Genomic DNA, 14954 nt, shown 5'->3' on the forward strand with positions numbered 1-14954 from the left:
TATATGATAGAGATGCGTAAAGGTCTTCCTGTCAAGCAGGGGATGTACGACCCGCAGTTCGAGAAAGATGCATGCGGCATGGGGTTTGTCGCGCATATCAAAGGCCAAAAATCTCATGAGATCGTCGAGCAGGCGTTAACGCTGCTATTCAATATGGAGCATCGCGGGGGTCAAGGAAGCGAGCCGAGCACGGGAGACGGCGCGGGAATTCTACTTCAAATTCCACATGACTTCTTCAAGTCGGAGGCGGAGAAGCTGGGCTTTACGTTGCCTGAAGCAGGCGATTACGCGGTCGGCATGGTGTTCTTGCCTCAAGAGGAGCAAGCACGCCGAAACCATGAGCAAATATTCGAATCGATTATCGCCGAGGAAGGTCAATCCTTGATCGGATGGCGCACGGTTCCGACCAATGACGAGTCGTTAGGTCAATCTTCTAAGAAGGTTAAGCCGTTCGTACGTCAAGCGTTCATTGCACGCTCGGCGGAGTTGGCAAGCGACATGGCGTTCGAGCGCAAGCTGTACGTCATCCGCAAGCGCGCGGAGCAAGCGATTCGTTATTCCGGTATAGACGGCGCGGATATGTTCTATTTTCCGAGCTTCTCCAGCAAGAAGATCGTATACAAAGGGATGCTGACGACGGAGCAGGTCGGCCTGTTCTATCCCGAACTGCATCATCCAGAGTTGAAAACGGCAATGGCACTGGTCCATTCCCGGTTCAGCACCAATACGTTCCCGAGCTGGGAGCGGGCGCATCCTTTCAATTATTTGATTCATAACGGCGAAATCAATACCTTGCAAGGTAACGTGAACTGGATGCGCGCTCGTCAGACTTTGTTCGCTTCCGAGTTGTTCGGCGACGATCTGAAGAAGGTCAAGCCGGTTATAGCACCGGATGGATCCGATACCGCCATGTTTGATAACACGTTCGAATTCATGTATTTGTCCGGCCGTTCGATGGCTCATGCCGCCATGATGATGGTTCCCGAGCCTTGGCAGAACGACGAGCATATGGACGAGGAGAAAAGGGCGTTCTACGAGTATCATGCTTGCTTGATGGAGCCATGGGACGGACCGGCTGCGGTAGGCTTCACGGATGGCGTTCAGATCGGCGCTATTCTCGACCGGAACGGCTTGCGCCCCGCGCGTTATTACGTGACTAAGGACGATCTGATCGTTTTGGCATCCGAAGCAGGAGTCGTCGATATCCCGCAGGAGGACATCGTGCTTAAAGATCGTCTTCGCCCGGGTCGGATTCTGCTCGTAGATACGAAAGAAGGACGCATCATCTCCGATGAAGAAGTGAAACGTTCGATCGTAACGGAGCATCCTTACCGCGATTGGCTGAACGATCATTTGGTCGATCTGGAGGAACTACCGGAAGCGCCGGAATTGCCGGAGCCGGACCATGATACGGTTCAGCTTCGCCAGCAAGCGTTCGGCTATTCCTTCGAGGATATCCGCAAAGTGATGGAACCGATGGCTCTGACCGGCGTTGAGCCGTTAGCTTCGATGGGATACGATTCCCCTCTGGCCGTGCTTTCCGAGAAGCCTCAACGATTGTTCAATTATTTCAAGCAGCTGTTCGCGCAAGTGACGAACCCGCCGATCGATGCGATTCGCGAAGAAATCGTCACTTCGACCTATACGACGGTTGGCCCGGAGCGGAACCTTCTTAATCCCGAACCGGAAAGCTGCAGACAAATTCGTTTGTATTCGCCGATCCTATCCAACGAAGATTTCGCGAAGCTGCGGCACGTTCATCGTCCCGGTTTCAAATCGATCACGTTGCCGATCTTCTTCTCCGTTAAACAAGGTGAAGCGGGCTTACGCGGAGCGCTCAAGCTTCTCTGCGATGCGGCGGATCGTCTGATCGGCAAAGGACACAATATTCTTATTCTTTCCGATAGGGGAACAGACGCGGACAACGCGGCGATTCCTTCGTTGTTAGCCGTATCGACTTTGCATCACCACTTGATTCGACAAGGTACGCGGACGAAAGTCAGCATCTTGCTTGAATCCGGCGAACCGAGGGAAGTTCATCACTTCGCCTTGCTGCTCGGATACGGCGTAAGCGCGGTTAATCCGTACCTTGCTTTCGAGACGCTCGACGACCTGATCCGTCAAGGCATGATGCGCAACATCTCGCACGAAAAAGCGGTTAAGAATTATATCAAGGCAGCTACTAAAGGCGTCGTGAAAGTATTGTCCAAAATGGGCATATCCACGATTCAGTCCTACCGCGGAGCGCAAATCTTCGAAGCGGTCGGCTTGAACGAGGAGGTCATCGCCCAATACTTCACGGGTACGGCTTCGAGAATTCAAGGCGTCGGCTTCGACGTCATTACGCAAGAGGTACTCGCTTCGCATCTGCGTGCCTTCTCCGAGCAAGAAGGAGCGGAGCGCGAGCTGGATTCGGGCGGAGATTACCAGTGGCGCAAAGGCGGAGAGGATCATCTGTTCAACCCGCAGACGATCCATACGTTGCAAATGGCGACGCGGACCGGCAATTACGATACGTACAAGAAATACTCTGCGCTAGTCCAAGGCGAATACGAGCAAGTTCGTACCCTACGGGCGTTATTGCAATTCAACTTCGATCAACCGCCGGTGCCGATCGAAGAAGTAGAGCCGATCGAATCGATCTTCAAGAGATTCAAAACCGGCGCGATGTCGTTCGGGTCGATCAGCAAGGAAGCCCATGAATCGCTTGCCATCGCGATGAACCGGATCGGCGGCAGATCCAATTCCGGCGAAGGCGGAGAAGATCCGGCGCGTTATATTCCGGATGCGAACGGCGATTCTCGCCGCAGCGCGATCAAGCAAGTAGCATCCGGCCGTTTCGGCGTAACGAGCTACTATCTATCCAGCGCGGAAGAAATCCAGATTAAAATGGCTCAAGGCGCTAAACCCGGAGAAGGCGGCCAACTCATGGGGCGCAAGGTATATCCATGGGTAGCCGAAGTTCGCGGAACGACGCCGGGAGTCGGACTGATATCGCCGCCGCCGCACCACGATATCTATTCGATCGAAGATCTCGCTGAGCTGATTCACGACTTGAAGAATGCCAACCCGCGAGCTCGCATTAACGTGAAGCTCGTATCCGAGGTAGGCGTGGGCACGATCGCCGCGGGCGTAGCCAAAGGCCGCGCGGACGTTATCTTGGTCAGCGGATATGACGGAGGAACGGGAGCTTCTCCTATCGGATCCATCCGCCATGCGGGATTGCCTTGGGAGCTCGGTCTTGCCGAGACCCATCAAACGCTCATCATGAACAACTTGCGCGACCGCGTCGTCGTAGAAACCGACGGGAAGATGATGACGGGACGCGATCTTGCTATCGCGACGTTGCTAGGCGCCGAAGAATTCGGATTTTCCACGGCCCCGCTCGTCGTTCTCGGCTGCATCATGATGCGAGTTTGCCAGTTGGATACTTGCCCTGTAGGGGTGGCAACGCAAAACCCGGAGCTTCGCAAGAAGTTCATGGGCGATCCGGACCATGCGGTTAATTTCATGAAATTCGTCGGTCAGGAATTCCGCGAGATCATGGCGCAGCTCGGTTTCCGTACCGTCCAAGAGATGGTTGGACGCGTCGACCGGCTCGATACGAAACTCGCGATCGGACATTACAAAACGCAAGGCATCGATTTGACGCCGTTGCTTCATATGCCGGAATTGCCGGAAGGCTCTTTCCGTTACAATGCCAAATCTCAGGACCATTTGCTTGAAGAATCGTTGGATATGCAAGCTTTGCTTGCGGCCGCGGCTCCGGCATTGGAGAACGGACAATCGGTCAGAGGTACTTTCCCGATCAAGAATACGAACCGCGTCGTCGGTACGATCGTAGGGTCGGAAGTCACGAAACGATACGGCAAGGACGGATTGGCAGAGGATACTATTCAATTCCATTTCGTAGGCACGGCCGGTCAGAGCTTCGGTGCGTTCTTGCCTAAGGGAATGACGTTGACGCTTGAAGGCGACTCCAACGATTACGTGGGCAAGGGACTTTCCGGAGGCAAGATCGCGATATATCCTTCCGAGAAGTCCACGTTCGTGGCGGAAGATAACGTCATTATCGGCAATACCGCGCTTTACGGTGCTACAGGCGGAGAAGCCTTTATCCGCGGCGCCGCGGGCGAGAGGTTCGCGGTTCGCAATAGCGGCGTAAACGTCGTCGTCGAAGGTGTTGGCGATCATGGCTGCGAATATATGACGGGCGGGCGAGTCGTCGTGTTGGGCAAGACGGGCCGCAATTTCGCGGCCGGAATGTCCGGCGGTATCGCGTATGTCATCGATTGGGACGGCAACTTCGTCAATCGGTGCAACTTCGAGATGGTTGGACTGGAATCCCTGGAGGATGCCGAAGAAATCGCGCAAGTTCGGGGAATGATCGGCAACCACGTTCAGTATACGAATAGCGATCTCGGCAGACGCGTTCTGGAGGATTGGAAGAATACGGTTAACAAGATCGTTAAAATCATTCCGAAAGATTATAAGAGGATGATGGAGCAGATCGCCAAAGTGCAAGCGCAGGGTCTTAGCGGAGAGCAAGCCTTGCTTGCCGCGTTCGAGGCGAACATGCGCGATCTGTCCCGCGTAGGCGGAAACTAATCTAGCAAAAAAGCGAATAACGCCGAAAGCGTCCCTTATTGTGGGCATGCTTTCGGCGTTTTTTATGGTGATCGCCATATTAATTGGGCATTGGCATACCTTTCGTTTAAAATATCGACTTTTCGACAAAACCTCCATTAAAAAATGGTTGGGTAGACCCCAACTCTCGACACCCTCCGCAAGACCTATATCCTATACTGAATTTAGTGTTTCATTACCGGAATCAAAGAGAGGGTTTGGGTGCGGATATGGAGAAGGATATACCGATGGGAACTCATGCAAACAAGCAACCGTTGGAAATTGACATCCGCAGGATTCTGGAACAACTAGGCATTCAGAAGGATAAATGGCCGGAAGAATACGGAAATTCGGTACAGAAGTCTTCATCTACCATACATAATTGAGCGAACATACCAAAAACCTCCGAAGGAACGGGATGCAGGCATCCTATTCTTTCGGAGGTTTTATTTTAATTTTTACTTAATTGCTCATATTCCGCTCGGCTCGAACGAATGCGATAAAGCGGCGGGCTTCGTCTGCCGTCAGCTTGCGCCCGTCGATCGTCAGCGCGAAGTGCTCCAGCAATTGATCGTCCGCCAACTCCAATTCGTCCGCGAATTGCCGTACGTCAGCATCTAACGTAGCGGTTGATTGATGCGTCCTTCCGACTAGATAGTCGATTGACACTTGGAATAAATCGGCGACTTTACCCAATGTTTCGGTATCGGGTTCTCTCCGATTTTTCTCATAGTGTGACAATGCCGCACGCGAGATGCCGAGGGAAGATGCTAATTCTTCTTGAGTTAAACCGCGCTGGTCTCTTAGAAATGCGAGACGACTGCCGATATTCATCAGATCCCTCCCAGGATGGTCTATGATTTCATCATAATATGGAAAGCAAACAAATGCATTATTTGCGACGAAATGTCGCAAATAAATATTCAAATTTAGTATTGTCATAGTATTGCCTTGCTAGAAGATCCATAAACATGGGGTGTTAAAGGGAGGCAAGTTGCCTATTGACATGTTACAAAATGTATCGTACATTAAATTCAAATATGACGATACATAACGTATCTTAAAGAGGTTTAGTAAAAATATGGACGAGGAAATGATAGAGAACCGCCGCGAATATGTTCGCTTCTCCTTGAACGTACCTTTATTCGGAGAACTGTCTCTTCTTCGCGTTGGCGAAAGGGAAATAAGAAGCCGGAATCAGCGGGTGCTCCTCGGGAATATCAGCTTGGGAGGTTGCCGATTCACGACGAGTCTGCAAATTCCGATCCGGGATGACGTGGAGTGGCAGATCAAGCTGCAGATGGGGCATTATTTCGTGAAGCAACGGGCGGTCGTCCTTCATGAAAGCGAAGAAGAAGGCCTCAATGCGTACGGAGTGAAATGGCTCATGACCGGCATCGAAAAGCAAGCCTTTCAGTACCGATTGAGCGAGTACTTGAGATTGGTGCTAGTATCGAGTCCTCATATTGTAACCTTATACAAGAAGATCGCGGATCGTCATAACGATGATTTCTTCAAGAAGCTGGACGTTACTTCATAAACGGGAGGCTACTAGAGATGAAACGGGCACTTGTAATCAAAATAGCTGTCTTTTCTCTTTTATCTCTCCTGGTTATTGCTTTGCTTAGCGGAGGGTATGTGTGGTATACGATGGACAAAACGATGGATGCGATGTACGAGCCTCTTCCATCTAAAGCATGGGTTGCGCCGCTGTTCGAGAATGAACCGGCCTCGCAAATGCAGAGCACGCCTCCGCAAACGGAAAGTACGCCAAACTCCGCGCCTGTCCAAATCACTCATGACGCCGAACCGTCGCCTAGTCGACTAACGAATGCTTCTATAGAAGAGCAACCTAAAAGGGAGCTAGCGATCGATAATAAAACGGCGGAGCGGTTAAGGCATCCGAGCCTGAAGAAAAAAGAACCTTTCAGCCTGCTATTGCTGGGAGTGGATGAACGCGCAGGCGACAGGGGAAGAAGCGATACGATGATTCTACTGACGATCAATCCCAAGAAAAATTCCGCAATCGCCATATCCATCCCCCGGGACACGAAAACTCTTATGCCGAATACGGGTAAATACGACAAAATCAATCATGCATACGCTTTCGGCGGAACCTCATTGTCGGTGGATTCCGTTGAGCAATTATTCGGAGTGCCTATCGCTTTCTACATGAAAACGAACATGGAGGGCTATGTGAAGATCGTAGATTTGTTAGGAGGAGTAGACGTGACGAATAATCGCGATTTTACGTCGGTGTATCATTTCCCGAAAGGGGCTCAACATCTTGACGGCGATCAAGCTCTGGCCTACATTCGCATGCGGAAGGAAGATCCGCAGGGAGATTTCGGAAGAACGGAAAGGCAACGTGCCGTATTGTCCAATGCCGTGGATCGGGTTACCGAATTAAACTCGATTGCGAAGCTTCCCAAGTTGATGTCGCATCTGGCGACGAACATAAGAACGAATCTGACTATGCAGAACATGCTTGACTTGGCATTGGAATACCGTCCGCTGATTCAAAACGTCGAAACTTTGTCCTTGAAGGGCATCGGGGAAACGACGAACGGCATTTATTATTACTCGGTCTCAACCAAGGAACGTCAACGAATTCAAACGGAGCTGCTGAGTCGACTCGGCGCGACTTCATAAGGAGGTAACCATGGAACAATCCGTGCTATTCTTCTGCGTAAAATGCAGCCAATTGAAAACAATGGAGCAAGCTGGTGTTTTATTCCGCACAGGTTATTATCGCGTTACGTATCCGTTAGGTTGTTGCGTTCAATGCGAGCATCATAGCAAGCCTCAATAGGCGGATGCCTATTCATTAATTTTACATAAATATCCGGTTTTTCTTATCTATGATTGGTATAATGAAGCCGTATGCATCCTAATGTCGGAGGTTAGCTCATGTCACAGGCACCCGTCGTTCGCTTGCAGAACGTGACCAAGGTCATCGGCAAACGAACGATTATCGACGGCGTATCTTTCGAAGTGCGCCCGGGCGAAGTATTCGGTTTCCTAGGTCCGAACGGATCGGGAAAAACAACAACGATTAGAATGATAGTCGGATTGATGGGAATGACGGCAGGGGATATACATATCGGTGAACACAGCGTACGCTCGGACTTCCCGAAAGCGATCGTCCAGGTTGGAGCGATCGTAGAGAATCCGGAGATGTACAAGTTTCTGACCGGTTACCAGAATCTGATGCATTATGCCAGAATGAACCCTTCGATCACCAAGGAGCGCATTCAGGAGGTAGTCGAGTTAGTAGGCCTTCAAGGACGCATCCACGACAAGGTCAAGAAGTATTCTCTTGGCATGCGCCAGCGTCTTGGGGTAGCCCAAGCGGTCATGCATAAGCCGAAGCTGCTTGTGTTGGACGAGCCGACCAATGGACTTGATCCCGCGGGCATACGCGAGCTCAGGGATTATTTGCGCAGGCTGGCACAGGATGAAGGAACGGCTGTGGTCGTATCCTCGCATTTACTGTCCGAGATGGAATTAATGTGCGACAGGGTCGCGATTCTGCAGAACGGCAAGATTATCGATGTTCGCTCCATCAGAGGCCAGGATAATGATGTCAAGACGTTGGAAGAGGTTTCATTCGACGTCGATCATCCGGATGCCGCGCTTGGAATATTGGAAGGGCTAGGAAACGGGAAGATCGTGGATGGCTTGTTGAATCTATCTTCCGACCGTGCAGGAGTGGCCGCGTTAAACCGCAGGTTAGTAGAAGCAGGAATTAACGTCTACGGAATTCGTGTGAAAACGAAGTCGTTGGAAGACCAATTCCTCGAGATGACGGGGAGTGAGACGATTGGCTAACTTCTGGAAGCTCGTCCAGAACGAAAACATGAAGATTTATCGCAGGGTTCGGACGTGGATCATGCTCGGTATTATCGTTGGCCTGCCGATCTTGATTTCGTTGGGCGTCGTGGCCGCGTCAGGGTCGGATTCGGTTTCGAGCTGGGAGATGATGCTTAATGAGTCCATGATCTCCTTCATTCTTATCACGATATTTACGGTCGTGGTCGCTTCGGAAACCGTGGCTGGAGAATTTACGTGGGGGACGATCAAGCTATTGCTGATCAGGCCATGGAGCCGCTCGGCAATCCTGTTGTCGAAGTACTTGTCTACTTTGTTGTTCGCCTTGTTATTTGCGGTGGTAACGTTCATCGTTACGATGCTCATTAATATGGCGGTATTCGGTTCCATGGATCAATCGGAAATACTATCAAGGTTCTTCGGTTTGTCCGCGATTGAATATATGCTGCAATATTATCTGCTTCAATTTCTTGGCCTCGTGATTATCGTTACTTTCGGATTCATGATGTCTTCGGCATTCCGCAGCAGCGGTTTGGCGATCGGAATATCCATATCGTTGCTTTTCATGGGATCGATCATCACGGGATTGTTCTCGATGACGGACAAGGCGTGGGTCGAGTATATCCTATTCATGCATCTGGATCTTACGACTTACATCGGTAACAAGGAAGGACCGTTTATCAACCACCCGATGTCACTTGGCTTCTCTTTGGCCGTGCTGGCGGGGTACTTTATTCTATTTAACTTGATTTCCTGGACCGTATTCCGGAAAAGGGATATCGCGGCTTAAACGGGGTTTGTAAAGAAATGATATAAAGTCGGAAAAAGAAAACGGTAACAAATGGGAACCTTGCAGCATTAGCTGTAAGGTTCTTTGTTCTTGAAACAAAATGTCGCAAAAAGATCTTTTTTTATACTAAAACGTATTGACATGCTACAGTTTGTATCTTAAAGTTAGAATTAATTCCGCTACTCCAGGAGGAGAGAATATGCCGCCCAATAATAAAAAAATCATCACTTTCGAAAACCCGAGCTCGCCCATTTCCGAAGCGTTCAAAACTCTGCGGACGAATATTCATTGGTCCTCGATGAATCGCGAGGTAAAAACCATTCTCGTAACTTCCACCGAGAAGAATACCGGTAAATCCCTCACCGCCGTTAACATGGCCGTTTCATTCGCACAGCTGGGAAAGAAAGTCGTTCTCCTCGATTGCGATCTGAGGAAGCCGACGCAGCACGAGTATTTTATGAAATCGAACCGTAACGGAATATCGCATCTTCTCGCCGGTCATTATCAGCTTGAGCAATGTTTGGTGGATACGCATATCGAGAATCTTACTTTGCTTCCTTCCGGGACGATTCCCCCCAACCCGTCGGAGCTATTGGAATCCTATCGAATGGTCGAGTTGCTCGAGGAGCTTAAAACGGCCTTCGATGTCGTGATCATCGATTCTCCGCCAGCCTTGGTCGTTACGGATGCTCACATTCTCGCTCCTAAATGCGATGGAGTCATATTCGTTATCCGTTCGGGAAAGACCAAGACGGAAATGGCCAAGAAAGCATTATCTTATCTGAAATATGCCAATGCCCATATTCTTGGAATCGTTCTTAACGATCAGAAAAACATGAAACGAGAAATTCAATATGGTTATGGGGGGTAAGCGGTAAAGTTATGCTTGACATGATACAATTTGTATCATAAATTGAATTGGTGCGATACATAACGTGTCTAACGTCGAAAGCGAGGAGGGGATTGCGCATGAATCAAATGAAAAGAGTCAAGAAAGCGATTATTCCAGCAGCCGGATTAGGGACTCGATTTCTGCCGGCGACGAAGGCGATGCCTAAAGAGATGCTTCCTATTATAGACAAGCCTACCATCCAATATATCGTGGAAGAGGCCGTTCAATCGGGAATCGAAGAAATCATCATCGTCACGGGAAAAGGAAAAAGGGCGATCGAGGATCATTTCGACAGCCACTTCGAATTGGAGTACACATTGTTCGAGAAAAACAAGCTGAAATTGCTTGAGGAAGTAAAGCGATCTTCGAATCTAGTGGACATTCACTACATACGGCAGCGCGAGCCTCTCGGTCTTGGTCATGCCATATGGTGCGCTCGCAAGTTTATCGGAAACGAGCCGTTTGCGGTATTGCTCGGAGACGATATCGTGGAGGCCGAAGTACCTTGCCTCAAACAGTTGATCATGCAATACGATTTTACGCGTAAATCAGTGATCGGGGTACAACCGGTTCCCATGGTCGAAACGCATCGATACGGAATCGTAGTTCCCGAAGACAGCCAAGGCAGATTATCCTCCATCTCCCAGATCGTAGAAAAGCCTCCATGGGGAACGATCTCATCGAATCTCGCCGTTATGGGAAGGTATATCTTAACGCCCGATATTTTTCAATTGCTAGAGAATCAATCGCCCGGCGCAGGCGGAGAAATTCAGTTAACCGATGCGATCCAGGAATTGAACGTGCTCGATCAAGTATTCGCGTACCAGTTCGAAGGGAAGAGATTCGACGTCGGAGATAAGCTTGGATTCATCCTTACGACGATAGATTTCGCGCTTCGCAACGAAGAGTTGAAGTATCCGTTGATCAACGTTCTGGAAGAAATCGTGAACGGATTGAAAACGCAAAAAATATAAAGAGATTCATAGGAGTGGTGGTTGATGATTTCAAGAGAAGCCGAATTGGAAATAAGCGCGCCTCGAATTGGATTACATCACGAGCTAGCCAAACGAGCATTGGACGTAACGATGGCCTTATTCGGAATGATTGTTTTATTGCCGGTTTTTATCGTCGTTGGGATCGCCATCAAGCTGGATGATCCTAGAGGCAGAATCTTTTTTCACCAAATACGTGTGGGGAAGAACGGAAAAACGTTCAAAATGTATAAATTTCGATCGATGGTTAGCAACGCGGACGAAAAGCTGAAAGATATTTTACATCTGAACGAAATCGACGGTGCCATGTTCAAAATGAAAGAGGATCCCCGTATCACGAGAATCGGCAAATTCATTCGAAAGACGAGTATGGATGAGCTTCCCCAATTCATTAACGTTCTGAAGGGCGAGATGAGCATGGTCGGTCCCCGGCCGCCCCTGCCGCGCGAAGTCGAATCTTACTCTACCTACGATAGGCAGAGACTTCAAGTCGTTCCGGGCTGTACGGGCTTGTGGCAGGTCAGCGGCAGGAGCTCGATCGACTTCAAAGAGATGGTGGAGCTTGACCTTAAATATATAAAGCAACGTTCCATTTGGTTCGATATTAAATTGATTCTCAGAACGATTAGCGTTCTGATCCGAACAAAAGACGCTTATTGAGACGAGGTATCCATTTATGGACTTGAATTCAAAGATTTACGTAGCCGGACATAGAGGGATGGTAGGCTCGGCAATCGTAAGGAGGCTGCAAGCCGACGGATATACCAACGTCGTGTGCAGGACGAGCGGAGAGCTCGATTTAAGGGATGCGAACGCGGTCGATGAATTTTTCGGGGAACACAACATCGAATACGTTTTTCTCGCTGCGGCGAAAGTAGGGGGAATCGTTGCGAACCGGGATTATCCGGGAGAATTTATCCGGGATAACCTGCTTATTCAAACGAACGTAATCGACGCCGCCTATCGTTACCGAACAAAAAAGCTGGTGTTTCTGGGTAGTAGCTGTATTTATCCGAAGCATGCCCCGCAACCTCTTAAAGAGGAGTTTCTGCTGAGCGGTCCGCTAGAACCGACCAATGAGCCATATGCGGTAGCTAAGATTGCCGGCATTACGATGTGTCAGTCTTATAACCGTCAATACGGTACGAATTTCGTATCCGTCATGCCCACGAATTTGTATGGCCCCCACGATAATTTCGATACGCAAACCTCCCATGTACTGCCAGCGTTAATCAGGAAAATGCATGACGCCAAAGCGAACGGCGAGAAAAGCGTGGAAATATGGGGGACGGGTAAACCCTATCGCGAATTTCTGCATGTCGACGACTTGGCAGAAGCATGCACGTTCGTGATGCATCGCTATAGCGACAACGAAATCATTAATATCGGTACCGGCAACGATTTAACCATCATGGAGCTAGCGCATCTAGTGAGAGATATCGTCGGTTATGGCGGCGACTTGATTTTCAACGGCGACATGCCGGATGGCACGCCGAGAAAACTGCTGGACGTATCAAAGCTCACGCAGCTAGGTTGGAAAGCAAGCATGCCGCTGAGGACGGGAATCGAAAATACGTATTCCTGGTACCTGGAGAGCGAGAAAAAATTAGCGCTGACGGGCGAATATTAGGAGGATATATGAAGAGAGCTCTTATAACCGGAATTACAGGACAGGACGGCTCCTATCTAGCAGAGTTTTTATTACATAAGGGTTACCGGGTGTTCGGCTTGAGAAGAAGAACGAGCACTCCGAATTACACGAATATAGAACATATTGTCGATAGAATCGAGATCATTGACGGCGACCTGTCGGATCTCAGTTCGTTGATCAGGGCCCTTCAAATTTCCGACCCGGACGAAGTCTATAATCTCGGCGCGCAATCCTACGTGGAGACTTCTTGGCCGCAGCCGCTCCTAACGAGCGAGCTTACCGCGATCGGAGTAACCAATATGCTGGAGGCCGTACGATTGGTAAAGCCGACTACGCGCTTCTACCAGGCGTCGAGCAGCGAGATGTTTGGCAAAGTGTTGGAGACACCGCAGAGAGAGACGACGCCATTCTACCCGAGAAGTCCTTACGGCGTCGCCAAAGTGTACTCGCATTGGATGACGGTCAACTACCGCGAAAGCTTCAATTTATTCGCTTGCTCGGGCATTCTTTTCAATCATGAATCACCTCGGAGAGGCATCGAATTCGTAACCCGCAAAGTAACGAATGCGGTAGCCCGTATTAAGCTCGGTCTACAAAAGGAGCTTCGAATGGGCAACTTGGAAGCGCGTCGCGACTGGGGTTTCGCTGGAGATTACGTTCAAGCGATGTGGCTGATGCTTCAGCAGGAGTCGCCGGAGGATTACGTGATCGCGACCGGCGAAACCCACTCGGTCAGGGAGCTTCTAGAAGTCGCGTTCTCTTACGTCGGACTGGATTATCGGGATTACGTCGTGAACGACGAGAGATTCCACCGTCCGGCGGAAGTGGATTTGTTGTTAGGCGATAGCTCGAAGGCAAAGAAACAACTCGGTTGGGAACGTAAAGTCGGATTCGTGCAACTGATTCAGATGATGGTAGATTCGGATCTGCAGCATAACCAAGCGAGATTGTACGGTACTTATAAGGATCAAGGATATGACTTCTCTGATCCGATGGTCGCGGCAAGCTTAAGCGACGTCGTATGATGAACGTCTTGTTCATCACGAATATTCCTTCGCCCTACCGAGTAGAGTTCTTCAATGAGCTCGGCAAGCGTTGCAACTTGACGGTATGGTTCGAGGCGGAGTCGGAAGCCAACCGTCAATGGAACGTGAATAAACAAGAGATGAGCTTCAAGAGCGAATTTCTCAAGGGAATAACCGTTGGACTGGATAAGCACGTGAATTGGTCGATTATCAAGCAACTTAAAAAGAGCAAGTTCGATATTTATATTATGGGCTGTTACAGTTCGCCGACTGAAATGGCGGCGATCCGATGGCTGAAATCGAACCGTATTCCGTTCCTGCTGAATTCGGACGGAGGATTCGTGCCGCAAGAGAGCAAATGGAAGTTCAGGCTTAAAAAGTACTTCATTTCGTCGGCTTCCGGGTGGCTCTCATCCGGCAGCCAATGTACCGAATACTTAAAGCATTACGGAGCGAATCCCGAGTATATTTACGAATATCCGTTTTCGTCCTTGTCTTACTCCGAGGAAGAGAGAGTTCCAATGTCTCCTTCCAAGCTCAAGCAATTCAAGCTCAAAGAGAGCTTGAAGAGCAAGGTCATTTTGTCCGTCGGCCAGTTCATACCGCGCAAGGGCTTCTCCGAGCTGATCGAATCCTTCGAGAGGCTGGACGGAGGGGATACTTCCCTCGTCATCGTCGGAGGAGGACCGCTCAAGGAAGAATACCGTAAAATCATAGCGGAGCTGAGGTTAAAAAACGTTGTTCTTAAAAGCTTTATGAATAGGGAGCAATTGATCGAATTCTACAAAGCGGCCGATATATTCGTTCTGCCTACGCGCTATGACGTATGGGGGCTAGTCGTTAACGAAGCGATGTCTTTCGGGTTGCCGGTTATTGCCACTTCGAAGGCCGGAGCCGCGCATACCCTGATCGAGAACGGGACGAATGGATATGTCGTGGATGAAAACGATATGGACGGGATCATGCTACGTTGCGAATTCTTGCTTAAGCAGGATCGGATTCGTCGCGAGTTCGGCGATGCCAGCATGATCAAATCGGGTGATTACACGGTTAAGAAGATGGCGGCCAATCATATGGAGAGCTTCGAGACCTTCCGGAAATCATTGGACTCGATTACAGAAACAGAGCGGACCGGCTAAGTCATTCC

The 14954-nt window shown here is 49.7% G+C and carries 13 protein-coding genes; 12 read left to right on the top strand and 1 reads right to left on the bottom strand.

The window, feature by feature from the left end:
• The first annotated feature begins 3 nt into the window (after positions 1–3).
• Both gltB and DFP95_RS28835 read left to right on the top strand, forming a co-directional pair.
• Positions 4–4608, top strand: a complete 4605-nt coding sequence (gltB, locus tag DFP95_RS06605; RefSeq protein WP_115991771.1) for a glutamate synthase large subunit — start codon at positions 4–6, stop codon at positions 4606–4608.
• Positions 4609–4874: 266 nt separating this feature from the next.
• Positions 4875–5012 (top strand): hypothetical protein, encoded by a 138-nt coding sequence (locus DFP95_RS28835; protein ID WP_181907294.1) that lies wholly within the window; start codon positions 4875–4877, stop codon positions 5010–5012.
• Positions 5013–5088: 76 nt separating this feature from the next.
• On the opposite strand, the gene DFP95_RS06610 is transcribed toward DFP95_RS28835, so the two are convergent.
• Positions 5089–5460, bottom strand: coding sequence for a helix-turn-helix domain-containing protein (locus DFP95_RS06610; protein WP_115991772.1), 372 nt, complete (start codon positions 5458–5460; stop codon positions 5089–5091).
• 247 nt (positions 5461–5707) lie between these two features.
• On the opposite strand from DFP95_RS06610, the gene DFP95_RS06615 reads away from it, so the two are divergent.
• The 10 genes from DFP95_RS06615 (at position 5708) to DFP95_RS06660 (ending at position 14946) form a co-directional block, all read left to right on the top strand.
• Entirely contained in the window at positions 5708–6166 is a 459-nt protein-coding gene (locus DFP95_RS06615) for a PilZ domain-containing protein (protein ID WP_115991773.1), read from the top strand.
• Between the two features lie 17 nt (positions 6167–6183).
• On the top strand, positions 6184–7278 hold the full coding sequence (locus DFP95_RS06620) for an LCP family glycopolymer transferase (RefSeq protein WP_115991774.1): 1095 nt from the start codon (positions 6184–6186) through the stop codon (positions 7276–7278).
• A 258-nt stretch (positions 7279–7536) separates the two neighbouring features.
• On the top strand, positions 7537–8457 hold the full coding sequence (locus DFP95_RS06625) for an ABC transporter ATP-binding protein (protein ID WP_115991775.1): 921 nt from the start codon (positions 7537–7539) through the stop codon (positions 8455–8457).
• Positions 8441–9247, top strand: a complete 807-nt coding sequence (locus DFP95_RS06630; protein WP_245987406.1) for an ABC transporter permease — start codon at positions 8441–8443, stop codon at positions 9245–9247. The genes DFP95_RS06625 and DFP95_RS06630 overlap by 17 nt, the downstream gene beginning before the upstream one ends.
• Positions 9248–9446: 199 nt before the next feature.
• Positions 9447–10118: a CpsD/CapB family tyrosine-protein kinase gene (locus DFP95_RS06635; protein WP_115991777.1), complete on the top strand. Its 672-nt coding sequence runs from the start codon at positions 9447–9449 to the stop codon at positions 10116–10118.
• A gap of 107 nt (positions 10119–10225) precedes the next feature.
• The gene (gene galU / locus DFP95_RS06640) at positions 10226–11113 is read left to right on the top strand and encodes a UTP--glucose-1-phosphate uridylyltransferase GalU (protein ID WP_115991878.1); all 888 of its coding nucleotides are present in this window, start codon (positions 10226–10228) and stop codon (positions 11111–11113) included.
• Positions 11114–11137: 24 nt separating this feature from the next.
• Positions 11138–11791 (top strand): sugar transferase, encoded by a 654-nt coding sequence (locus tag DFP95_RS06645; RefSeq protein WP_115991778.1) that lies wholly within the window; start codon positions 11138–11140, stop codon positions 11789–11791.
• Between the two features lie 16 nt (positions 11792–11807).
• Entirely contained in the window at positions 11808–12761 is a 954-nt protein-coding gene (locus DFP95_RS06650; protein ID WP_115991779.1) for a GDP-L-fucose synthase family protein, read from the top strand.
• A gap of 8 nt (positions 12762–12769) precedes the next feature.
• Positions 12770–13807: a GDP-mannose 4,6-dehydratase gene (gmd, locus tag DFP95_RS06655; protein WP_115991780.1), complete on the top strand. Its 1038-nt coding sequence runs from the start codon at positions 12770–12772 to the stop codon at positions 13805–13807.
• Complete coding sequence (locus DFP95_RS06660; protein ID WP_115991781.1) at positions 13804–14946, top strand: glycosyltransferase; 1143 nt, start codon at positions 13804–13806, stop codon at positions 14944–14946. Before gmd ends, DFP95_RS06660 begins: the two co-directional genes overlap by 4 nt.
• The last annotated feature ends 8 nt before the right edge of the window (positions 14947–14954 follow it).

The sequence above is a fragment of the Cohnella lupini genome (genome assembly GCF_003386205.1).
Lineage (GTDB): Bacteria > Bacillota > Bacilli > Paenibacillales > Paenibacillaceae > Cohnella > Cohnella lupini.